Annotated in this window: 21 protein-coding genes, 1 tRNA gene and 2 pseudogenes; 7 read left to right on the top strand and 17 right to left on the bottom strand. The window is 64.2% G+C overall.

Annotated elements, in window-relative coordinates; translation table 11 throughout:
* The first annotated feature begins 626 nt into the window (after positions 1–626).
* The 5 genes from recQ (at position 627) to RTY46_RS02790 (ending at position 6316) form a co-directional block, all read left to right on the top strand.
* On the top strand, positions 627–2432 hold the full coding sequence (gene recQ, locus RTY46_RS02810) for a DNA helicase RecQ (protein ID WP_312706564.1): 1806 nt from the start codon (positions 627–629) through the stop codon (positions 2430–2432).
* Positions 2433–2559: 127 nt separating this feature from the next.
* Positions 2560–2940 (top strand): CopL family metal-binding regulatory protein, encoded by a 381-nt coding sequence (locus RTY46_RS02805; protein ID WP_312706563.1) that lies wholly within the window; start codon positions 2560–2562, stop codon positions 2938–2940.
* 75 nt (positions 2941–3015) lie between these two features.
* The gene (locus tag RTY46_RS02800; protein WP_312706562.1) at positions 3016–4833 is read left to right on the top strand and encodes a copper resistance system multicopper oxidase; all 1818 of its coding nucleotides are present in this window, start codon (positions 3016–3018) and stop codon (positions 4831–4833) included.
* Positions 4830–5735 (top strand): copper resistance protein B, encoded by a 906-nt coding sequence (locus tag RTY46_RS02795; protein ID WP_312706561.1) that lies wholly within the window; start codon positions 4830–4832, stop codon positions 5733–5735. Before RTY46_RS02800 ends, RTY46_RS02795 begins: the two co-directional genes overlap by 4 nt.
* 68 nt (positions 5736–5803) lie before the next feature.
* Positions 5804–6316, top strand: coding sequence for a GNAT family N-acetyltransferase (locus tag RTY46_RS02790; protein WP_312706576.1), 513 nt, complete (start codon positions 5804–5806; stop codon positions 6314–6316).
* A 113-nt stretch (positions 6317–6429) separates the two neighbouring features.
* Here RTY46_RS02790 and RTY46_RS02785 read toward each other — a convergent pair whose 3' ends face one another.
* Positions 6430–6750: a zf-TFIIB domain-containing protein gene (locus RTY46_RS02785; RefSeq protein WP_312706560.1), complete on the bottom strand. Its 321-nt coding sequence runs from the start codon at positions 6748–6750 to the stop codon at positions 6430–6432.
* Between the two features lie 164 nt (positions 6751–6914).
* On the opposite strand from RTY46_RS02785, the gene RTY46_RS02780 reads away from it, so the two are divergent.
* Positions 6915–7337 carry a response regulator gene (locus tag RTY46_RS02780; RefSeq protein WP_312706559.1) on the top strand — a complete coding sequence of 141 codons (423 nt, stop codon included), beginning with the start codon at positions 6915–6917 and terminating at the stop codon, positions 7335–7337.
* Between the two features lie 26 nt (positions 7338–7363).
* On the opposite strand, the gene RTY46_RS02775 is transcribed toward RTY46_RS02780, so the two are convergent.
* The 5 genes and pseudogenes from RTY46_RS02775 to RTY46_RS02755 form a co-directional block, all read right to left on the bottom strand.
* Entirely contained in the window at positions 7364–7792 is a 429-nt protein-coding gene (locus RTY46_RS02775) for an SMI1/KNR4 family protein (protein ID WP_312706558.1), read from the bottom strand.
* 19 nt (positions 7793–7811) lie between these two features.
* The gene (locus RTY46_RS02770) at positions 7812–8678 is read right to left on the bottom strand and encodes an alpha/beta hydrolase-fold protein (RefSeq protein ID WP_312706575.1); all 867 of its coding nucleotides are present in this window, start codon (positions 8676–8678) and stop codon (positions 7812–7814) included.
* Positions 8679–9506: pseudogene (locus RTY46_RS02765) on the bottom strand (alpha/beta hydrolase-fold protein); the annotation flags it as partial.
* Between the two features lie 228 nt (positions 9507–9734).
* Positions 9735–10514 (bottom strand): annotated as a pseudogene (locus RTY46_RS02760) (IS3 family transposase); the annotation flags it as partial.
* Between the two features lie 8 nt (positions 10515–10522).
* Positions 10523–11539 (bottom strand): IS30 family transposase, encoded by a 1017-nt coding sequence (locus tag RTY46_RS02755; RefSeq protein WP_312706557.1) that lies wholly within the window; start codon positions 11537–11539, stop codon positions 10523–10525.
* A 167-nt stretch (positions 11540–11706) separates the two neighbouring features.
* Between RTY46_RS02755 and RTY46_RS02750 the strand changes: the two genes are divergently transcribed.
* Complete coding sequence (locus tag RTY46_RS02750; protein WP_312706556.1) at positions 11707–13485, top strand: NACHT domain-containing protein; 1779 nt, start codon at positions 11707–11709, stop codon at positions 13483–13485.
* A 654-nt stretch (positions 13486–14139) separates the two neighbouring features.
* Here the strand turns inward: RTY46_RS02750 and RTY46_RS02745 are convergent.
* From RTY46_RS02745 to ruvB, 11 genes are all read right to left on the bottom strand, one after another.
* Positions 14140–14215: transfer RNA gene (locus RTY46_RS02745), tRNA-Lys, on the bottom strand.
* A gap of 278 nt (positions 14216–14493) precedes the next feature.
* A complete protein-coding gene (gene queC, locus RTY46_RS02740) occupies positions 14494–15159 on the bottom strand; it encodes a 7-cyano-7-deazaguanine synthase QueC (RefSeq protein WP_312706555.1) in 666 nt (221 codons plus the stop codon).
* 78 nt (positions 15160–15237) lie between these two features.
* Positions 15238–15939: a 7-carboxy-7-deazaguanine synthase QueE gene (gene queE / locus RTY46_RS02735; RefSeq protein ID WP_312706554.1), complete on the bottom strand. Its 702-nt coding sequence runs from the start codon at positions 15937–15939 to the stop codon at positions 15238–15240.
* 178 nt (positions 15940–16117) lie between these two features.
* On the bottom strand, positions 16118–16945 hold the full coding sequence (ybgF, locus tag RTY46_RS02730) for a tol-pal system protein YbgF (protein WP_312706553.1): 828 nt from the start codon (positions 16943–16945) through the stop codon (positions 16118–16120).
* Between the two features lie 3 nt (positions 16946–16948).
* A complete protein-coding gene (gene pal, locus RTY46_RS02725; protein WP_312706552.1) occupies positions 16949–17464 on the bottom strand; it encodes a peptidoglycan-associated lipoprotein Pal in 516 nt (171 codons plus the stop codon).
* A 64-nt stretch (positions 17465–17528) separates the two neighbouring features.
* Positions 17529–18848, bottom strand: coding sequence for a Tol-Pal system beta propeller repeat protein TolB (gene tolB / locus RTY46_RS02720; protein ID WP_312706551.1), 1320 nt, complete (start codon positions 18846–18848; stop codon positions 17529–17531).
* 183 nt (positions 18849–19031) lie between these two features.
* Positions 19032–20093, bottom strand: a complete 1062-nt coding sequence (gene tolA, locus RTY46_RS02715) for a cell envelope integrity protein TolA (protein WP_312706550.1) — start codon at positions 20091–20093, stop codon at positions 19032–19034.
* A complete protein-coding gene (gene tolR, locus RTY46_RS02710; RefSeq protein WP_312706549.1) occupies positions 20083–20511 on the bottom strand; it encodes a protein TolR in 429 nt (142 codons plus the stop codon). The genes tolA and tolR overlap by 11 nt, the downstream gene beginning before the upstream one ends.
* A gap of 24 nt (positions 20512–20535) precedes the next feature.
* Complete coding sequence (gene tolQ, locus RTY46_RS02705; RefSeq protein WP_312706548.1) at positions 20536–21315, bottom strand: protein TolQ; 780 nt, start codon at positions 21313–21315, stop codon at positions 20536–20538.
* Positions 21316–21325: 10 nt separating this feature from the next.
* Positions 21326–21757, bottom strand: a complete 432-nt coding sequence (ybgC, locus tag RTY46_RS02700) for a tol-pal system-associated acyl-CoA thioesterase (protein WP_312706547.1) — start codon at positions 21755–21757, stop codon at positions 21326–21328.
* Positions 21747–22787 (bottom strand): Holliday junction branch migration DNA helicase RuvB, encoded by a 1041-nt coding sequence (ruvB, locus tag RTY46_RS02695; protein ID WP_199933448.1) that lies wholly within the window; start codon positions 22785–22787, stop codon positions 21747–21749. The genes ybgC and ruvB overlap by 11 nt, the downstream gene beginning before the upstream one ends.
* Between the last annotated feature and the right edge of the window lie 131 nt (positions 22788–22918).

Raw genomic sequence — 22918 nt, 5'->3', positions numbered from 1 at the left:
CGAGACTGCCGCCTGAAACAGCTTCATGGCGTCCGTTCTCAGGGAGCCAGACCAGATACCCCCTCAACCGGACCCACCCCGCCTTCGACAGACCTCCGCGATCTGCCGGAACGGCCCAATGCTCTCGTAGGTGTCGACCTTGGTCGACACAGTAGAGCCACGCCACGCGTGGAAGATTCATTCGATGTCTGACAGATGTGTCGACCAAGGTCGACACCTACCCACAGCCGCCATCCAAGGCGCGGATACCCCCTCAACCGGACCCAGCCCGCCTCCGACAGACCTCCGCGATCTGCCGGCAAAGCTTGGGGTCGGAGCCGTTTTCCGCAGGAAAACGGGTCCGACCCCATTTTGTTCATTCGATATCTGACAGATGTGTCGACCTAGGTCGACACCTACCCACAGCCGCGTGAACCTGTCAGAGGCGGGGCGGTGTCGGATTGCGGGGTGTCCGCGGCATGGATGCCGCGGCCAAGCCTACACGGACGTACTTGCGGCGTCCCCGCAATCCGACACCGCCCCGCCAACCCACGGATAGCCCGCTCTTGACGTTGCCGTTGACGTTGCTCCAAGCGGGTGCAGGGAGCAGCCCTGCCGGGACACCCCCGCCGGGGTAAACTAGGCGGATGGCTTCCCGTCCCGCGCACGACCTGCTCCAACGCGTCTTTGGTTACGACGATTTCCGTGGTCCCCAGCAGGACATCGTGGAGCACGTGGCTGCCGGACATGACGCACTTGTCCTCATGCCCACCGGCGGCGGCAAGTCGCTGTGCTACCAGGTTCCGGCCCTGCTGCGTGACGGTTGCGGCATCGTCATCTCCCCGCTCATCGCCCTCATGCAGGACCAGGTCGAAGCCCTGCGCCAGCTCGGCGTGCGCGCCGAATACCTGAACTCCACCCTGGATGGCGAAACCGCCGCCCGGGTCGAACGCGAACTGCTGGCCGGCGAACTGGACATGCTCTATGTCGCCCCCGAGCGCCTGCTGACCGGCCGCTTCCTGTCGCTGCTCTCGCGCAGCCACATCGCCCTGTTCGCCATCGACGAAGCGCACTGCGTGTCGCAGTGGGGCCACGATTTCCGCCCCGAGTACCGCCAGCTGACCGTGCTGCATGAGCGCTGGCCGGACATTCCGCGCATCGCGCTGACCGCCACCGCCGATCCGCCCACCCAGCGCGAGATCGCCGAGCGCCTGGACCTGGCCCAGGCCCGACACTTCGTCAGCTCCTTCGACCGCCCCAACATCCGCTACACCGTGGTGCAGAAGGACAATGCCCGCAAGCAGCTGACCGATTTCCTGCGCAGCCACCGCAGCGAGGCCGGCATCGTCTACTGCATGTCGCGGCGCAAGGTGGAAGAAACCGCCGAGTTCCTCTGCGGCCAGGGCTTCAATGCTCTGCCCTACCACGCCGGCCTGCCGCCGGAAGTGCGTGCCAACAACCAGCGCCGCTTCCTGCGCGAGGACGGCATCGTCATGTGCGCCACCATCGCCTTCGGCATGGGCATCGACAAGCCGGACGTGCGCTTCGTGGCGCATACCGACCTGCCCAAATCGATGGAAGGCTACTACCAGGAAACCGGCCGCGCCGGCCGCGATGGCGAGGCCGCCGAGGCCTGGCTGTGCTACGGCCTGGGCGACGTGGTGCTGCTGAAGCAGATGATCGAGCAGTCCGAAGCCAGCGAAGAGCGCAAGCAGCTGGAACGGTCCAAGCTGGACCATCTGCTGGGCTACTGCGAATCCATGCAGTGCCGCCGCCAGGTGCTGCTGGCCGGTTTCGGCGAATCCTATCCGCAGCCCTGCGGCAACTGCGACAACTGTCTGAGCCCGCCGGCCGCCTGGGACGCCACCATTCCTGCGCAGAAAGCGCTCAGCTGCGTGTACCGCAGCGGCCAGCGCTTCGGCGTCGGCCATCTGATCGATATCCTGCGCGGTAGCGAGAACGAGAAGATCAAGCAGCAGGGCCACGACAAGCTGAGCACCTATGCCATCGGCCGCGACCTGGATGCGCGCACCTGGCGCAGCGTGTTCCGGCAACTGGTGGCGGCCAGCCTGCTGGAAGTGGACAGCGAGGGCCATGGCGGCCTGCGCCTGACCGACGCCAGCCGCGCGGTGCTGACCGGCCGCCGCCAGATCAGCATGCGCCGCGATGCGGCCAGCGCTGCCGCAGGCCGCGAACGCAGCGCGCAGCGCACCGGCCTGTCGGTGCTGCCGCAGGACCTGGCCCTGTTCAACGCGCTGCGCGGCCTGCGCGCCGAACTGGCGCGCGAACAGAACGTACCGGCCTTCGTGATCTTCCACGACAGCACCCTGCGCAACATCGCCGAACAGCGCCCGACCTCGCTGGATGAACTGGCCCGGGTCGGCGGCATCGGTGGCACCAAGCTCAGCCGCTACGGCCCGCGCCTGGTCGAGATCGTGCGCGAGGAAGGCTAGGCGTTCGGCGTTGGCGCGCATCGCGCTCGCCGGGCGTGGCCCGGCGCTACCCTCGCCCTGCTCCAACCTTGAACACGCCATTCATCAAGGAGTGCATCGCACCCCGCTTGCCGTTAGATTGATGCCCATGTCCGTCGCCTCCACCCTGCTGCGTGTCGTGCTCATGCTCAGCCTGTTGCTCAACGGGGTGAACGCGGCCATGGCCAGTGGGCACGCGCAGATGGGCCCGATGGCGCATGAAAACGCCAGCGCGGCGGCAGATGAATCCGACTGTCACCACCATGCGGGCATGCAGGCCGAGCCGGCCGCGGAAGCCCAGGCCCCGGCCCACGACAGCCACTGCCAGATGAAGGACTGCGTGCGCAGCTGTGCCCAGCAGCCCCTGCTGGCCGTGCAGCCGCTGGCCCTGCCGGTCGGCCCGGCCTGGTCGCTGGCCCCGCAGCCGGTACACGCCAGCGGCCGTCCCGCGCCGCCGTTGCCGCCCATCTCGCGCCCTCCCATCGGCTGATTCCACGCGCCCGCGGGCGCGCCGCGCATCGATCCCGGCCCTGCAGCCGGTCGTACCCGTGTTCCGGAGTCACCCATGAATACCCGCATCCCTCCCGGCCCGGGCGCCCTGCCCATGCCGTCCCGCCGCCTGTTCGTACAGGGCCTGGCCGCTGGCGGCGTGGTCGCTGGCGCCACCGCCATCGGCGTGCCGCAGCGCGCGCTTGCCGCTGCCAGCGCCAACCCGCGCCTGGCCGGTGCACCGGCCGTGCTTACCGACACCCGCGTCGAACTGGCCATCGGCGAATCGCTGGCCAACTTCACCGGCCGCACCCGCCCGGCAATCACCGTGAACGGCTCGCTGCCGGCGCCCATCCTGCGCTGGCGCGAAGGCCAGACCGTGGACCTGTTCGTGCGCAACACGCTGGAGCGCCACCCCACCTCCATCCACTGGCACGGCATCCTGCTGCCGGCCAACATGGACGGCGTGCCTGGCCTGAGCTTCAACGGCATCGGCCCCGGCGAGACCTACCACTATCATTTTGACCTCAAGCAGTCGGGCACCTACTGGTACCACAGCCATTCGATGTTCCAGGAACAGGCCGGCCTGTACGGCGCGCTGATCATCGACCCGGCCGAACCGGCGCCTTACCAGCACCACCGCGAGCATGTGATCCTGCTCTCGGACTGGACGGACATGGACCCGGGCGCGCTGTTCCGGCGCATGAAGAAGCTGGCCGAGCATGACAACTACTACAAGCGCACCCTGCCCGACTTCGTGCGCGACGTGCGCCGCGACGGCTGGTCGGCGGCGCTGTCCGACCGCGGCATGTGGGGCCGCATGCGGATGACCCCCACCGACATTTCCGATGTCAATGCGCACACCTACACCTACCTGATGAACGGCACGGCGCCGGCCGGCAACTGGACCGGGCTGTTCCGCAGTGGCGAAAAGGTGCTGCTGCGCTTCATCAACGGTGCCTCGATGACCTATTTCGACGTGCGCATTCCCGGCCTGAAGATGACCGTGGTGGCCGCCGATGGCCAGTACATCCACCCGGTCAGCATCGATGAATTCCGCATTGCCCCGGCCGAGACCTACGACGTGCTGGTGGAACCGACCGGGCAGGACGCCTTCACCATCTTCTGCCAGGACATGGGCCGCACCGGCTTTGCCGCAGGCACTCTGGCCGTACGTCATGGCCTGCAGGCGCCGGTACCGCAGCGCGACCCGCGCCCGCTGCTGACGATGAGCGACATGGGGCATGACATGTCGGGGCATGACATGGCAGGCCACGGCGGCCACGACATGGCGGCCATGAAAAGCATGGAAGGCGGCTGCGGTGCCCATATGGACCACAGCACGCATGGCACCGCTGCCGCCAACAAGGCGCCGAAGCATTCGGCCAGCGAACGGGCCAGCCCGCTGGTGGACATGCGCAGCGGCGCCACCGAGCCCAAGCTGGATGACCCCGGCATCGGCCTGCGCGACAACGGCCGCCAGGTGCTGACCTATGGCGCCATGCACAGCCTGTTCGACGACCCCGATGGCCGCGAGCCCAGCCGCGAGATCGAGCTGCACCTGACCGGGCACATGGAGAAATTCGCCTGGTCGTTCGACGGCGTTCCCTTCGCCAGTGCCGAACCGCTGCGGCTGAACTACGGCGAGCGCATGCGCATCGTGCTGGTGAACGACACCATGATGCAGCACCCGATCCACCTGCACGGTGTGTGGAGCGACGTGGAAAACGCCGCCGGTGAGTTCCAGCTGCGCAAGCACACCGTGGACATGCCGCCGGGCACCCGCCGCAGCTACCGCGTGCGTGCCGACGCGCTGGGCCGCTGGGCCTACCACTGCCATCTGCTGTACCACATGGAAGCGGGCATGATGCGCGAAGTGAGGATCGAAGAATGAGCCGCCTCGTCTCCCGCAGTCTGTTGGCCGTGAGCCTGGCCGCTGCCCTGCCCGCCTTCGCGCAGTCACATGCCGGCCATGACATGGCCATGCCCGCAGCGGCACCGGTCGATCATTCGAAGATGGACCATTCAACGATGGACCACTCGCAGATGGACCACGCCGCGATGGGCCACGTCATGCCCGCGCCCAGCGAACCCCGCGAACCCATCCCGGTTCCCACCGACGCCGACCGCGCCGCGGCCTTCCCGCCCATCAATCACGATGCGATGGAACATGCGCCGCAGATCAACAGCCTGCTGCTGATCGACCGTCTGGAACACTGGGATGGCCAGGACGGCAAGGGCCAGGCCTGGGAAGCCACCGGCTGGATCGGCGGCGACATCAACCGCCTGTGGCTGCGCAGCGATGGTGAACGCAGTGGCGGCCGCACCGAATCCACATCGCTGGAAGCGTTGTACGGCCGCAGCGTCTCGCCGTGGTGGGACGTGCTGGTCGGCGTCCGCCAGGATTTCCGCCCTGCCGATTCGCGCACCTGGGCGGCGATCGGCATCCAGGGCCTGGCGCCGTACAAGTTCGAAAGCTCGGCCACGCTCTACCTGGGTTCCGGCGGGCAGGTGCTGGCCAAGGCCGAAGTGGAGTACGACGTGCTGCTGACCAACCGGCTGATCCTGCAGCCGCTGGTGGAAGCCACGCTGGCAGCCAAGGACGAGGCCGAGCACGGCATTGGCCAGGGCCTGAACAAGGTCGAGGCCGGGCTGCGCCTGCGCTACGAGTTCAGCCGCCGCTTCGCGCCATACATCGGCATCAGCCACGAGCGCAGTTTCGGTGATGCCGCCGACCTCGCCGGCGATCATGCCCGCGACACCCGCTGGGTCGCCGGCGTGCGCATGTGGTTCTAACGCACCGCACGGCCCCGGTTCGCGCCGGGGCCGGCTACACTGCGCCACGCTTGACCACCGCCACCGCCATGTCCCTGCAGATCCGCCGTGCCACCCTGGCCGATGCCGAAGCGCTTTCGGCCATTGCCATTGCCACGTATACAGAAACCTGGGGCGACTCGTACCCACCGCGGGAACTGGGCGTGTTCCTGCAGCATCACTACGGCATCGCGCCGCAGCGCGAGGAACTGGCCGACCCACGCAGCGCCGTCTGGTTGCTGCTGGACCGCGAGCAGGTGGTCGGCTATCTGGCGGCGGGCGCCAACACCCTTCCACATGCCGACGCACGCGACGGCGACATCGAACTCAAGCGCCTGTACATCCTGGCCGCCCACCACAACCGCGGACACGGCGCGCGCCTGATGGACGCCTTCATCGCCTGGCTGGACCAGCCGCAACGCCGCACCCTCTGGGTGGGCGTGTGGGAAGAAAACCTCGCCGCCCAGCGCTTCTACGCACGCTACGGCTGCGAAAAAGCCGGCGAGTACGACTTCATCGTCGGCAGCACCCGCGACCGCGAATACATCCTGCGCCGCCCGTAACCACGACCCGGTAGAGTCGAGCCATGCTCGACTGCTCTCTGGCCCTTGTAGAGTCGAGCCATGCTCGACTGCCTTCCGGCGCAGTCGAGCAAGCTCGACTCTACCTGCCGTTCTCAGAAATCAAACAGCTCCGACAGGAAGCTTTCCTTCTTCTTTTTCTTGTAACCATGGCCATGCTGCCCGCGGCTGTCTTCATAGCGCTGGCCCAGATGGCGGGTATCACGATGCACCACCTGCGGTGCCACCTGCGGCTGCGGCTGCGGCGGCGCCTGCACCGGTGCCGGTGGTGGCACGGCAGCGCCGGCCCGTTCGATGATCTTGTCCAGCTCGCCACGGTCCAGCCACACGCCGCGGCAGCCCGGGCAGTAGTCGATCTCGATGCCGTGGCGCTCGGCCATCTGCAGGGTCTGGGTGGTACACACGGGGCACTGCATGGGCGTCGCTCCTCTCTGTCGACCTTCGACTCTACCTGTCTATCGATGACTGTTCGGCAACATGCCGTGTAACGCCGGTTTAGCGTGCCCTGCACACCGGCCTCACCGGGGCGGCGGGCATACTTGCGCGCCTTTTCACCGCTGCTGTCCGGAGTTGTCGCGTCATGTTGCTGTCCAAGCGCCACGTTGAACCGCGCGTCCTGCTGATCGAGGATGCCGAAGAAACCCGCGAGCTGAGCCGCATGGCGCTGGAAAGCCAGGCCTGCCACGTGGTGGGCGTCAGCAGCGCCGAGGCCGCGCTGGGCCTGCTGGCCGCCGGAGAACGCTTCGACCTGCTGTTCACCGACGTCAACCTGGGCCGGGTGAGCGGCATCGAGGCCGCCAACCAGGTGCGCGGGCTGTACCCGCACCTCCCTATCCTGGTCACCTCGGGCATGGACCAGCACAGCGTGCTGCCTCAGCTGCGCGCAGGCATCCATTTCCTGCCCAAACCCTACAACATGAGTGAGCTGCTGGATGCGATCCGGCTGTGCTTCCGCCACGCCGATGCCGGCGTGCTGACCGGGCCGGACGCGCAGGCGGCGTAAGGCATTCATCCACGCATGGCGTGGATCTACGCCAGCCAGGCATCCATCATGTCGTAGAGCGAAGGAAACAAGCGTTCCACTTCGCCTTCTTCGTGCAGATACAGCAGCACTTCACCCTGTGCGGTCACCAGCACCGGGTTGCCGGCACCGTCATCGGAAAGCACCACGGCGTCGCGCAGCTCATCCTGCAGCCCCTCGCCATGGAAGTCGCGAAAGCGCAGCGTCAGCTCGGTCACCGTCTCGCGACCAACCAGCGAACCGTTCGCAAACGCATGCACGTCCACCCCGGCGAACGAGCCACCGAAGCGCTTGATGAATGCCACGTACTGCGGATCGAACACCACGCCCAGCGTCTGCTGGGCCTCGGCAATCTGCGTGTCCGTGGCCGGCAGTCCACGCAGGCTGGGATGCTCGGCATGCAACGCCTCCACCCGCGCAATCAGATCCGGCGGCATCTCAACGCATCCACGATAGTCAGCCACCGGTGTAAGGCCCCTCCCCCGGCAGCACGTCCAACAGCGCACGGGTGATCACGCGCGGGTAGACGGTCAGATGGTCTTCGCCGTCCATCACCACGTTGTCCACCTGCAGGTTGCGGCCAGGGCGCTGCAGCTGGGTGGTGAAATCGGCCGCCTGCCGCAGCATGTCATTGCCGGTGGAATAGCGCGGGCCGGGCTTGATGGTTTCGTAGCCGCCAACCGACAGCAGTACGCGGGTCGGCTGCGCGGGAATGACGGCGGCCTCCTGCAGGCGTGGCAGCAGCCCTTGGTCGAACCAGAGCGAAGGGCTGGACAGGATGTAGGTGCTGAACAGGTCCGGCTGGGTGGTCAGCACATAGGCGCCGAACAGGGCGCCATAGGAGTGCCCGGCGAACGTGCGGCGGGCCGGATCGGTGCGGTAGCGCGCATCGACCCGCGGCAACACGTGCGTGGCCAGGAAATCGCGGTAGTGCGCGGCGCCGCCGTAGGTGACATCGCTGCTGTAGTAGCCGGCAGGAATGCGCGCCGGGTTGCTGGGCGTGTAGTCGCGCGAGCGGCTCTGCTTGGACGTCAGGCCTTCCTGCGGCGGCAACCCGACCAGGATGAAGTCCTCGATGTTCTGCCCCTGCTGCCCCACCAGGTTGCGCACGCTGCGCACCAGCGGGAAGCTGTACAGCGCATCGGTCACGTACAGCACCGGGTAGCGCTTCTGCGGGTGTTCGGCATAGCCGGCCGGCAAGGCCACCCAGACCGGATAATCGCGGCCCGCCGGATCGTGCACGCGCAGCGTCTGGGTATCGGGCAGCGCCACATACGGCTGCGCCGGCGCGTCTTCGGCAACGGCTGGCGCTGCCGCAGGCAGCGGGAACAAAGTGCGCAGCGCCTGCAATGCGGCCGGGTGGTAGATCGTGGCGTGGGTTTCATCCAGCAGCGGCTGGTACTTCACCAGCGGCGACGGTGAGGCCTGCTGCAGCAGTGCGGCGAGTTTGGCGCTGGCATCGGCCAGTTCCGGCTGGCCACTGCTGGCCAGGAACACGCGCGGGCCGGCCTTGGCCACCGCCGGCAACTGCTTCGGCGCCGCCGCCAGCAGCGCGCCCTTGTTCCACCACAGGCTGGGGTCCAGCGCGATATAGCTGTTGAACAGGCCCGGTTCCTGCAGCAGGGTTTCCACCACGAACAGGCCGGCCAGCGATTCGCCGATCAGCGCGCGTTCGTCGGTGGTGGCGTAGCGCTGGCGCACCTGCGGCATCAGTTCATCGCGCAGGAAGCTGCGGTAGGCGGCCGAACCGCCAATGCGCGGGGCAATCTTCTGGTCCTGCGGATCACTGCTGGGGCCGGTCATGTCGCGGCGGCGCTCGGTGTTTTCGATGCCCACCAGCAGGAACGGACGCATGCTGCCGTTGCCGGTCAACACCTGCACCAGCCCGGCCACGTGCAGGAAGTCTTCGCCGATACCGCCGTCGGGCATGTACAGCACCGGCAGCGGTGCCTTCGGGTCCAGCCCCCAGGGTTGCGGCCGGTAGACGTTGATGCGGCGGGTTTCGCCCAGCGCCTTCGATTCGATCGTGAAGGTTTCGCCGATGGCCAGCGGCGCGGCGGCGGCCGACTGCGCGGGGGGCGCCGGTTCGGCAGCCATCAGCGGCGTGGCGGAGACGGCGGACAACAACAGCGACAGCACGATCAAGCGCATGGAGCGACCCATCCTGGGAGAGAAGCCGAGCATAGCGCCATGTCGCGTGCGTTGGCGCTGCGTGATGCTTGAACTGCATCGGGGAATGACCGCGCACACGGGTGCTACCCTGCATGGCCCCTTACAAGGAGTTTGCACATGGGCGCCTTCGGCATCTGGCATTGGGTCATCGTTCTGGCGGTTGTCCTCATTCCCATCGGCATGGACCGGCCAGAGTTCCGTAGACACTCATGAGCCGCTTTGCGCGTAGCGCCGTTCAAACTCTACCGGGGCCAGGTCACCAGCGGAACCATGCCGACGGATTGGGCTGTAGAACATCTCGATGTAATTGAATACGTCAGAGTGCGCTTCGTCCCGGGTCGGGTAGATCCGTCGCTTGATCCGCTCCTTCTTCAGCGCACTGAAGAAGCTCTCAGCCACCGCATTGTCATGGCAGTTCCCCCGTCGGCTCATGCTCGGGACGATGCCGTGCTGCTTCAGCAGCGATAGCCAATCGCTGCTGGTGAACTGGCTGCCGTGATCGGAGTGAATGATCAGGCCGGCAGCTGGCTTCCGCTTCCATATCGCCGATACAAGCGCCTGCAACACAAGATCGGTGGTCATCTGGGGCTGCGTGGCCCAGCCAACCACTTGTCGTGAGTAAAGGTCGACGATCACTGCCAGGAACAGCCAGCCTTCATAGGTGCGGATATAGGTGATGTCTGTGACCCACACCTTGTTGGGAGCGCATGGCGAAAAATCGCGATTGACAACGTTTTCAACCACGCCGGCTGGTCCGCCTCGATGCCGCGGCTTCCTTCCGTAGCCAATTTCCGCCCGTATGCCCTCCGCTCTCATCAGGCGTCGAACACGGTGGCGACTGCGGCGCTCCCCACTCTCGCGAAGTTCACGCGTGATCTTACGGTGGCCGTAGACCGTCCCGCTCGCCAGCCAGGCGTGCTTGATCAGGCCGCGAAGACGATCATCTTCACGATGACGAGGCCTGTCTGGACTGCCCGCCCATGCGTAGGGCGGTCTCAACTTGCAAGCGCAACACGTGATCTAAATGCCTGCAGCTCTACGTCCATCACTTCTGCCGGTGTCTTCCAGCCCAGCGTCTGACGCGGACGAGTGTTCATAAGCCACGCCACGTGATTGAGGTATTCCTGGCTTGCCACGGACAGGTCAACGCCCTTGGGCAGGAACTGGCGCAGCAGGCCGTTGGTGTTCTCATTGCTTCCGCGCTGCCAAGGCGCGTGTGGATCGGCGAACCAGACGTCCATGTCCAGTCGGTCCATCAGTTCGGCATAGCACGTCATTTCCGTACCGCGGTCATAGGTCATGCTTGACCGCATCGCTGACGGAAACTTCTTCAGCTGGCGTCTGAAACCTTCCAATGCAGCGTCTGCTGTGCATCCGTCCATCTTGCACAGGATGACGAAGCGGGTCTTACGCTCGACCAGCGCTCCCACACACGAGCGGTTGAACGCGCCCTTGATCAGGTCGCCTTCCCAATGTCCTGGCACCAGCCGTTGTTGTATTTCCTCGGGACGATGGGCGATTTTCAGTTCTTCTGGCACCCAGGTTCGCTTTGCTGCCGTCGTGCGCCGGCGGCCGCGCGCAGGCTTGCTCTGGCGGAGCGCTTCTGCCAGTTCCTTCTTCAACCCACCACGTGGATGGTCGTAAACGCTGGCGTAGATGGTCTCGTGGCTTACGCGCTGGGTTGGGTCATCTGGATGCATGGAACGCAGCTTGGCAGCGATCTGCTGGGGCGACCAGCGATACAGCACGAGGTCGTCACGAATACTCTGGAACAAGGCGCTTCCCTCCACGATCTTGCGCCTACGCACACTCTTGCTGCGACGCTGACGATAGCGCTGAGCGGCAGGCATAGCCCTGTAAACGGACTCCTGCTGTCGACCTAGCTCGCGGAACAACGTGGAGGCACTGCGGCCAAGGCGCCTGGCGATGGACCGAAGGCTCGCCCCGTTGCCAATCTCAATCTGGAGCACAGCGCGCTCTTCGGAACTCAAATGACTGTACTGCTTTCCCATGCAGCCACCCTACGTGATTGCGGGGTGTTGCACTTGGAAGTTGAGCCTAAGGTTGAGTCTAAGCTGATAGCCACAGACTACAGCGAAGAAGTTAAAGTGTTGGTGTGGCACTCAAAACTTGAGAGTCCACGGGCGAACACTCAACTTACATCAATGGAAGACTCCGTATGGATCCTGTTGCAACTCCGGTAGCAACGGCGCTGGCCAAGTCCATCGCACTAGTTCCAAAGGCTTTAGCTCTCATGGGAAGCATTGGCAAGAAACTGAGCAACGAATCATCTTATGAATTCCGAACGGCCCATGATCGATACTGCCTATCAGTAATAACAAAGTACTGCCGAGCCCGCACTTTCTTCTCAAGAAGCGAACCGCAATACTTAGCAGATTTTTATGTCCCATCCGCCATAACGACCAACAGTCGAGAACGACATGTACGAGCGAACCTTTCAACGCTCGACACGGTAACTGGTCACAGGAGCATCATTACGGGGACCGGCGGCTCCGGCAAGACCATATTCATGAGACACCTCCTTCTTGACAGCATCCAGACTGGCGCAGGGTATCCGGTATTCATTGAATTGCGCAGCCTAAGCGCTGAGCAATATGGAAATATTGAGGATGCGGTCGCCCAATTCATGGAGGATCACGGATTCCCTCTCGGCAAACAGTATGTAAAGAAGTCCATTGTCGATGGACTCCTAGTCATCATTCTCGACGGATTCGACGAGGTCCCCTCGTCCCAAAGAAAGAAACTCGAGAAAAGTATAAAAAAAATGATGGCGAACGCAAAATCACGCCTAATCCTTTCTTCCCGCCCCGATATGACACTAGAGGGCTGGGATGATTTTACCACTGCCGAAATTGCACCTCTAACCCTTAATGAAGCATGCGAGCTAATAGGAAAGGTAGACTATGACGGCGAAGAAGAGGTCAAGCAGAGATTTATCGCAAGCCTGAAGAAATCGCTTTTCAGGTCTCACAAGCACTTCCTTTCCAATCCACTGCTCCTTTCAATAATGCTGCTGACGTACGGCGATTCAGCAGACATCCCAACAAAATTTGCGTCATTTTATGAGCAAGCTTACATCGCTCTATTTCAAAAGCATGACGCACTTAAATCTGGCTATAGGAGAGAGCGAAGAACAACACTCGACATTTTTGAATTCGCACGACTATTCTCGGCGTTTTGCGCAATAACTTATCGCGATAAAAGTATAAAGTTCTCATCGCTGTCAGCAATAGAATATATTAACAAGGCCAAAGTCGTCACCAGCCTTGACGATGTCGAATCAGAAAATTTCCTCGACGATGCAAAGCAAGCTGCATGCCTCCTTATTGAAGAGGGCCTTCACTTGACCTTCGTTCATCGCTCTTTCCAAGAGTACTTCACAGCGAGATTCATTAATGACTCAAATTACGATATCCGCAGCAAGTATCTTAGCGAAATAACCTCTGACTTCCGCAGCACATCAGACAATGTCATTCGCCTTCTGTACGAAATCAACCCGCACTTCGTAGAGGAAGAATACCTAATACCAAGATTGAACAAATTATTTGAAAGCAAGAAAGAAAAGAAGATCAGCCGCACCTTCTGGGCATCCATCTTTGTAAGCATATTTAAATCTATTGACTTCTCAGATGACTCGATAATTAGCTACTCCATTAAGGATCATCAGGCATTTAGCGTAATTTTACTTGTAAAGCGAACCTTCAATATATCTTCAAAGCCTCAGGACAAATCCATCTCTGCGAAAATCATAGCAGAGGCAAAATTGAGCAACTCCGAAGCCAGAAACCTTACCGCCCGATCAAGCGCTCTCACTGCCATCGCAAATATTCCAGATGAATTTGGAGTTGATGTTTTTGAAAAAATTCGAACTGAGCTGATTGCTATGGAGGAACGCGCAAAGAGTCGAAAGGCTGCTCTTAACTCAATCTTTAACTGATACGGGTGCTACGATTTCCAGGTTCGCGTGGACAGCCTGCCCACGCGACCAGCTTGAGCTTCTTACACGCTCGACTAGCGCGCCCTTAAGATAAGTCCTGTTAGCCGATGTTCCACAGCGCAAGGGTGATAGCGAAGTATTCAGCCAAACTAGTTCCGATTCTGGCTAGCTCCATCCCAACGACCATCCAGCCAAGCTGGAGTGCCTGGGGTAGCCACGCTTTAGCGACCTCCCGATGAACGCGCCGATACTCCGCATCGCGGGCCTTGTCGACCATCATCCAGCCACATACTGCTCAAACATGTTGAAAAGGTCACTCACCAGCCCGCAAGGTGCGATCGAGCACGCGGCTAGACGACCGCACGGAGCGCTGTGGCAAGTGAACCGCAGCAAGTGATTGCGAGATCATTCCTGCCAGGCGAACATCGATTTGCGCTACATCAACAAAGGCGTCGCAGCAGCGTTACCCACAGCGCAACTACAAGGCCGCTATCGGCGACGATTCGGCGTGAATGCAACAGCGCCAGTGCAATGAAGTGCCAGTGGCGCACCCACCACAAATGCGCTGCGCGCTTGAGCCCAGGACCGTGTGATTTTCCGCTTTCTCGGCGACATGAAAAAGGCGCCTATCGGGCGCCTGAGTCATTGCTGCATTGGTGGGCCGTGAAGGATTCGAACCTTCGACCAAAAGATTAAAAGTCTTCTGCTCTACCGACTGAGCTAACGGCCCATGCATGCCCAACCTTTCGGCGGGGTCCGCATTTTACCCTACTTTGATGGCTTGGTGGGAAGGTGGTCGAGGTAGCGGCGGGCCCTGCCCGGCGAGGAGCAGTGCGAACCAAGGTTCGCACCTACCAATGGGGTGGTTCGCACACACCCATTCGGGCGGTCACGCCCGCCAGAGCAGTGCGAACCAAGGTTCGCACCTACCAATCGGGCGGTTCGCACCTACCAATCGGGCGGTTCGCACCCACCATTCGGGTGGTCGCACCCACCAAAGCAAGCCGGTCAGGCGTAGAGGGTCGGGTCGGCTACGCCGGCATCTGCGAAGCCCTGCGCGCGCAGGCGGCAGGCGTCGCAGTGGCCGCAGGCGGCGCCGTTGGCGTCGGCGTTGTAGCAGGACACGGTCAGGCCGAAATCCACGCCCAGGCGCACGCCTTCGCTCACGATCTGCGCCTTGCTAAGGAACTGCAGCGGTGCGTGCACGCGGATGCCCCCGCCTTCCACGCCGGCCTTGGTGGCCAGGTTGGCCAGCGCCTGGAAGGCGGCGATGAACTCAGGCCGGCAGTCCGGGTAGCCCGAATAGTCCACGGCGTTCACGCCGCAGAACAGGTCGTTGGCGCCCAGCACTTCGGCCCAGCCCAAGGCCAGCGACAACATGATGGTGTTGCGTGCCGGCACGTAGGTGACCGGGATGCCCTCGCCGCCCGCTTCGGGCACGTCGATATCATCGGTCAGCGCCGAACCGCCGATGCTGCGCAGGTCCACGTCCACGGTCTTGTGCGCGACCACGCCCATGGCCTTGGCCACGCGTGCGGCGGCATCCAGTTCAGAGGTATGGCGCTGGCCGTAGCGCACGCTCAGGGCGTGTACGGCGAAGCCCTGTTCCTGGGCCATGGCGATGACGGCGGCTGAATCCATGCCGCCGGAGAGAAGCACAACTGCCTTCTTCATGGGGAAATCTTCCGGTTGGGAGGGGAAAGCCAGCACGCTGTCCCGCGCCGGAACTACATCAGGGCACCACGCCCGGGCTCATCGGCCTGGTTCGTCGTTCCACAGGATTTTATGCAACTGCATCTGGAAGCGCACCGGCAGCCGGTCTTCCACGATCCAGTCGGCCAGCTGGCGGGCGGTGATCTCGCCCTTGCTGGGCGAGAAAAACACCGTGCAGCGCTTCACCAGATCGTGCTCGGCCAGCAGGCTCTTGGCCCAGTCGTAATCTTCGCGGCTGCAGATGACGAACTTGATCTGGTCACGGCGGGTCAGCAGCGCCAGGTTGTCCCAGCGGTTACGCGCCACTTCGGCCGAACCGGGCGTCTTGATGTCGACCACGCGCGACACGCGCGGATCGACCGCGCTGACATCCAATGCCCCGGAGGTTTCCAGCGAGACGTCCAGGCCGGCGTCGCAGAGCTTTTCCAGCAGGATCAGGCAACGCTTCTGCGCCAGCGGCTCGCCGCCAGTCACGCAGACGTGGTGCACGCCCTGGGCCAGTACTTCGGCCACGATGTCGTCGATATCCCACCAGGTGCCGCCATGGAAGGCGTAGGCCGTGTCGCAGTACTGGCAGCGCAGCGGGCAGCCGGTCAGGCGCACGAACACGGTCGGCCAACCGGCGGTATCGGCTTCACCCTGCAGCGAGGTGAAGATCTCGGTGATCTTCAGCCGGGGCAAGGGTGACTGCACGATCTCGCTGGGCGTGGCGACGGCGGCGGACAGGGGGACGGCGGTCATGGCAGGAACTTCTTGGGGGACACGTGACGGTGGGTAACGCAGCCGGGCATGGCTCGGCTCTACAGAAAGAAGGTCGCCGGGCATGGCCCGGCGCTACCGTATCGCGGCGGGTCGAGCGTGCCGGAAACGACAGCAGCCGAGCTGGGCTCGGCGCTAGGGACACGTATTGTACGCCGGCTCAGCGGATCTGCTGGCCCAGGCGGATGGACTGCAGGCGGTCCTGGGCGGTGCGCGCGGCATCCGAGCCCGGGTACTGCGCCACGACGGTTTCCAGGGTCTGCTGGGCCTGGTCAACCTTGCCCTCGCCATACTGCGAGAGGCCGACCTTCAGCAGGCCGCCGGCAGCCTTGTCGTGGGTGGGATAGCGCGAGATCAGTTCACGGAACTGGGACTCGGCCATCGGGAAATTGCGGGTGGCGTAATAGCTTTCGCCCAGCCAATACAAGGCATTGGGGGCGTAGACGCCATTGGGGTACAACTCGAGGAAGCTGAGGAACAGCTGTGCCGAATCGTCGTACTTGCCGGCCTTCAACGCATCGAAAGCGACGTTGTAGGAGGTGCGCTCATCGCCGGTGGTGGCCAGGCTGCCCGGATCGCCATGCACCGATGGCGGCCGCTCGGAAGTGGCCGCTGCAGTGGGCTTGGCCGGGGCCGCGGGGGCCTTGGGCGCGGTGGAAGCACCAGCCGGAACGGGCGGCAGGGCCGGGGCGGCAGAGCCCCCTTCCAACCGGTTCAGGCGGCTGTCCAGATCCAGGTACTGGTCCTGGCCGGACTGCTTCAGCTGGGCGTTGTCGTGCTGCAGTTGCTCGATGGAAGCCTGCAGGCTGGTGACCTGCTGGCGCAGCTGATTGATCTGGTTCAACAGGTCCTGGTTGGAACTGTTGTTGTACATCTGCTGCTCGAGCGCGCCGACACGATCGGCCAGGCTCTGTCGCTGTGCCTGCGCCGGTGCGGCAGCCACGAGGGCTGCCGCAACGACCAGCATCAGTTTGATGCCGATGCGCATGGATTACTGCGCGGTGTAGACGATTTCGACGCGACGGTTCTGCGACCAGCAGGACTCGTTCGACTCGGTGCAGACCGGACGCTCTTCACCGTAGGACACGACGGTCAGCTGCGAAGCCGAGCCACCGTTGGCCTGCAGGGCCGAGTTCACGCCGTTGCCACGACGCTCGCCCAGGGCCTGGTTGTACGCGCGCGAACCGCGCTCGTCGGTGTGGCCCTGCAGGGTGATGCGCGAGGACGGACGGTCACGCAGGTACTTGGCGTGGCAAGCCATGATCGCCTGGAATTCCGGCTTCACGTCTTCCTTGTCCAGGTCGAAGTACACAACGCGCTGGCGCAGGCAGGCGTCGGTGTCCAGATCGCCCGGGCCGTACAGGCCGGAGGTGGCCGGAGCGGTCGGCTGGGTGGTCGAACCGGTGTCGACCGGGGCTGCCGGCTCTTCCTTCACCTTCTTCGAGCAACCGGCCAGGACGGCCACAGACAGCAGGGAAACAAGCAGAACGCGGGTGGTCTTGTTCATGGCAATACCTTTGTGGCTCCTAGGCCGATGAGGGGTTCAAAACAGCGGAAATATTAACACTCTTTTAGCGCTGGGTACGGTAGGGGGACCATGCCGGTTCGCGCACATCACCGTCAGCCAGGACCAGGCGCTGGCGCACCCGTGCATCGGCCGAAACGGCGTACAGCACACCACGGCCACCCTCGCGGGCGGCGTACAACACCATGCTGGCGTTGGGGGCGAAGCTGGGCGATTCGTCCAGCGAGCCCGGCGACAGGGTGCTCCAGCGCGGCGAGCCCAGCGAGCTGTCCATCATCGCGATCTTGTAGCTGTTGCCGGACCCCTGGGCGACCACGATCTTCTTGCCGTCGTAGGACACCGAGGGCTTGGCGTTGTAGTTGCCCTGGAAGGTGACGCGCTCGGCGCTGCCGCCGCCGGCACCGACCTTGTAGACCTGCGGGCGACCGCCGCGGTCGGAGGTGAAGTACACCGCGCTGCCATCGGCGGCCCAGGTCGGCTCGGTATCGATGGCGAAGTGGTTGGTCAGCTGGGTCAGCTGCTTGCTGCCCAGGTCCATCACGTAGATTTCCGGATTGCCCGAACGCGACAGGGTCAGGGCCAGCTTGCGGCCGTCCGGCGAGAACGCCGGGGCGCTGTTGATGCCACGGAAGCTGGTGACCAGCTCACGCGCGCCAGTGGAAATGTTCTGGATGTAGATGGCCGAATTGCCACGCTCGAAGCTGACATAGGCCAGCTTGCTGCCGTCCGGGCTCCACGAGGGCGACAGCAGCGGCTCGGCCGAACGCACGATGGTCTGCGGGTTGTAGCCATCGGAATCGGCGACCATCAGCGCATAGCGCATGGCATCGCCCTTGCCGCTGGCGGTGATGTAGGCGATGCGGGTCCAGAAGGCGCCGCGCACACCGGTGATCTTTTCATAGATGGCATCGGCCATCTGGTGCGCCACATCGCGCATGGCGTTGCCACGGGCGGTCATGGCCAGGCCCAGCAGGCGCTCGCCCTTGGGCACGTCGAACAGTTCGTATTCCACGCGGTAGGCACCGGCACCGGCGTCCATCACCCGGCCGACCACGATGTAGTTCTGCTTCAGCGCGCGCCAGGTGGCGAACTGGATGTCGCCGCCACGGGTGGGCTTTTCCACGATCTGCGCTTCGGGCAGCGTGCGGAACTGGCCCGAACGCTCCAGATCGGCGCGGACCACGCCGGCCACGTCGGTCTGCGGGGCACCGGCCGCGCCCTGGTAGGGCATGGGCACGATGGTGATCGGCAGCGCGGAGGCATTGCCGCCGATGATGTCGATATCCAGCCCCTTCTGCTGCGCAGCGGCAGCGAAAGGCAACAACAGGGCCGCAAACACGGCAAGCCAGCGAGGCATCTTCTTCATGGAGAGCTCAAAAAAGGGAAACCGGAACGAGGGATAGCAAAACGGGAGTGAACCGTTTCGCAATCATGAACCAAGGGTACGTGAATTCCGGGTCAGTGCCAGCCCGGGACCTCACTCGATGTTAACGATACGCCACCCAGCGGCGGCTCCGGGCAACCCCGCAGGGCCACCCGGGCGGCGGGCTCAGTGGTCCTGGGCCGTAAAGGTGAAGTTGATCGTGTTGTTGAACACCGACTCGAAGCCACGGTACGGCAACGGCTGGGCATTCAACACGGCGGCCTCGATCGAGCGCTTGCCGGCCTCGTCGTACGGGCAGTTGGCACTGACCGTGGCGCTGCGCACACTGCCGCCGGGCAACTGGCGGATGGTGATCTGGCAGCGTTGGCCGAGCGGCACGGTGTCCGGACGACTCCACTGTGCCAGCACCTTGGCCTGGATGGCCGCAGCGTACTTGGCGGCCAGGTCATCGCTGGTGCCACCGCCGCCACCGGCCGGCTGGGCGGCACCGGTGCTGCCGGCCGGGGTCGCGCCTGCGGCGTTGCGCGCGGCGGCGACCTGGCGCAGCTTCTGCTCGGCCAGCTTGGCTTCCTTCTCGGCCTGCTCGCGCTTGGCACGGATCTCGGCAATCTTCTTCTGCTTCTCGGCCTCGGCCTTGTCGGCAGCCACGCGCTGCTGCTCGGCGATCTTCTTCTTGGCGTCCTCTTCCTGCTGCTTGGCCAGGCGCGCCTTCTGCTCGGCCTCTTCCTGGCGCTTGCGCTCGGTCAGGTCAATCTGCTCCTGGCGGCGCTTGGCTTCCTGCTCCTGCTTGGCCTTTTCCTGCGAAATGGCCAACGCGTTGACCGCTTCCTGGTCCTTGGTATCGGGCTGGGCCACGCGCTCCTGCGCCTGTTGCTGCTGCGGGGTGGGCGCGTCCTGCGGGCGCGGTTCCTCGATGGGCTGCGGCGGCGGGATGGTGTCTTCCGGCACGGGCACAGGCACCGGCTCGGCGACCGGTTCGGGCAGGTCTTCCAGTTTTTCCGACTGGCGCAGGGCCTGGCGCGCGGCGGCGGCCTCGGAGGAGGACAGCGCCAGGCTGGCCTCGACCGACGGGTCACCCGCGGCGGCTTCGGTGTTGCGCTCCGGCGACCACAGCCAGGCCACGATGAAGACCAGCGCGACCAGCAGGTGCACCAGCACGGCCAGGGCCAGGGGCAGGCCCCAGCCCGGTTCCTGCTTGTGCGGCGGTGGCAGGGCGTCAGCGTGCATCGGTGGCCAGGCCTACCTTGTCCACTTTCGAGCGCTTGATCACGTCCATCGCGGCGATGACCTTTTCATAGGCCACGGCACGGTCGGCGGCCACGATCACGCGCACGTCCTTGTCCTGCGCGGCAATGCCGGACAGGCGGCCCTGCAGTTCCTCGGCGGTGACCGCGGTCGGCTCCTTGGCGTCGGGCAGCTTCAGGCTCAGCTGGCCGTCCTGGCGGACCGAGACGACCACCGGGTCCTGCTTGCTTTCCAGCGCCTTGGCGTTGGACTGCGGCAGGTCGACATCGAAGCTCAGGGTAAGCAGCGGCGCGGTGACCATGAAGATGATCAACAGCACCAGCATGACGTCGATGTAGGGAACGACGTTGATTTCCGATTTCAGCTTGCGGCGCTTGCGGCGACCGATGGCAGCGGACATGGCTTGGACTCCCGGGTCAGTCGCTTACTCGTCGCCAGCGCTCTGGCGCTGCAGGATGGAGCTGAACTCTTCGGCGAAGGTTTCGAACCGCACCGACATGCGCTCCACACGCGTGGTGAAGCGGTTGTAGGCCCACACCGCCGGGATCGCTACAAACAGGCCGATGGCAGTGGCGAACAGCGCTTCGGAGATACCCGGTGCGACCGCGGCGATACCGGCCTGGGCACCGCTGCTGATCATGTCATGCATGGTCACCATGATGCCGAACACGGTACCGACCAGGCCCACGTACGGGGCGGTGGAGCCGATGTTGGCCAGCAGTTCGAGGTTGCGCTCGAGCTGGTCCACTTCACGGGTGTAGGTGGTGCGCATGGCGCGCTGGGCACCTTCCAGCTGCGCGCGGCCGTCCAGGCGACGCTTGTCGCGCAGGCGGGTGTATTCGCGGAAACCGGATTCGAAGATGGCCTCCAGGCCGCCCACATTGCGGCTGCGGTCGGTGGCCGAACTGTACAGCTTGCCCAGGTCGGCGCCGGACCAGAAGCGGTTCTCGAACTCGTCGGCTTCGCGGGTGGCCTGCTTGAACACGCGGGCCTTGCGGAAAATGATCACCCAGCTGACGAACGAGCCGATCAGCAGCAGCAGCACGATGAGCTTCACCGGCAGGCTGGCCTTGGCCATCAGTTCGAGGTAGTTGATGCCGCCGCCGGTGGTGGCCTGGGCAAGGGTCTGGGTCGCGGCGTTGCTGACATCGGCCGGCAGTGCCTCGGTGACCGTGGCCTGCAGGGCCAGGAGCGTTGCGATCATCCGTTGTTCCTCAAAGTTCGGATTCGGGGTGGAGGTGGGGTTGCAGCGCGGCAAGGACGGGCTCGTCCATGCCGCGCGGGCGGAAACTGGCCGCGTCCAGTGCGGCAATGCGGACCTGGGCGGACAGCAGAAGCTCGCCGTCGCGCTCGACCCGCTGGTCGAAGACCATGCTGGCCTTCTTCAGCTGGACCAGGGTGGCGCTCACCTGCAGGGCGTCATCCAGCCGGGCCGGCTTGATGAAGTCCATCTGCATCGAACGCACCGCGAACACCATGCCGTGCTCGCTGCGCATGCGCTCCTGGCCGTAGCCCAGCGCGCGCATCCATTCGGTCCGGGCCCGTTCCATGAAGGCCACGTAGCGGGCGTGGTAGACCACCCCGCCAGCGTCCGTATCTTCCCAGTAAATGCGTGTCGGCCAACTGAATCGGGGCTCAACCGACATCGGGAACCTCCGCGAACAGGTCCTGCGGCGGGTTCTTCGGCTTCAACCCCATGTGCCGGTAGGCCTTGTGGGTGGCCATGCGGCCACGCGCGGTGCGCACTAGGAAGCCCTGCTGGATCAGGTAGGGTTCGACCACGTCTTCCAGCGTGCCGCGCTCTTCGGACAGTGCCGCGGCCAGCGATTCGATGCCCACCGGGCCGCCGTCGAAGTAGTCGACCATGGTCCTGAGCAGACGCCGGTCCAGTTCGTCGAAGCCTTCCGGGTCGACCTTCAGCATCTGCATGGCGGCCTGGGCCACGGCTTCGTCGATATGGCCGCCGGCCTTGACCTGGGCGTAGTCGCGCACGCGGCGCAGCAGGCGGTTGGCGATACGCGGGGTGCCACGCGCGCGGCGGGCGATCTCCCCTGCCCCATCGGCGGTGCAGTCGATGCCCAGGATGGCGGCCGAGCGGCGCACGATGCGGGTCAGTTCCTCAACGCTGTAGAACTCCAGGCGCTGCACGATGCCGAAGCGGTCGCGCAGCGGCGCGGTCAACAGGCCAGCGCGGGTGGTGGCACCGATCAGGGTGAACGGCGGCAGGTCGATCTTGATCGAGCGGGCGGCGGGGCCTTCGCCGATCATGATGTCGATCTGGAAATCTTCCATCGCCGGGTACAACACTTCTTCCACCACGGGCGAGAGGCGGTGGATTTCATCGATGAACAGGACGTCGTGCGGCTGCAGGTTGGTCAGCAGCGCGGCCAGATCGCCGGCCTTTTCGATGACCGGGCCGGAGGTGACCCGCAGCGCCACGCCCAGTTCGTTGGCGATCACATGGCTCAGGGTGGTCTTGCCCAGGCCGGGCGGCCCGAAGATCAGCACGTGGTCCAGCGCATCGCCACGAGCCTTGGCGGCCTGGATGTAGATTTCCATCTGCTCGCGCACCGGCGCCTGGCCCAGGTAATCGGCCAGTCGCTTGGGGCGGATGCTGGCGTCGGCGGCGTCATCCTCGCGGGTGGCGCCGGCGCCAATGATGCGGTCGTCGGTCATCTGCTGATTATGCGGCAAAAGTGCATGGGGTCGGATCCGTTTTCCGGCGGAAAACGGCTCTGACCCCGAACCGGGACACCGGCAACATGGGGGCAGAGCCCTTTTCCTGTGGAAAAGGGATCCGACCCCGC

This window comes from Stenotrophomonas sp. (assembly GCF_032056425.1).
Lineage (GTDB): Bacteria > Pseudomonadota > Gammaproteobacteria > Xanthomonadales > Xanthomonadaceae > Stenotrophomonas.
Note: the sequence above shows the minus strand (reverse complement) of the source record. Positions and strands in the feature narration are given on the sequence as shown.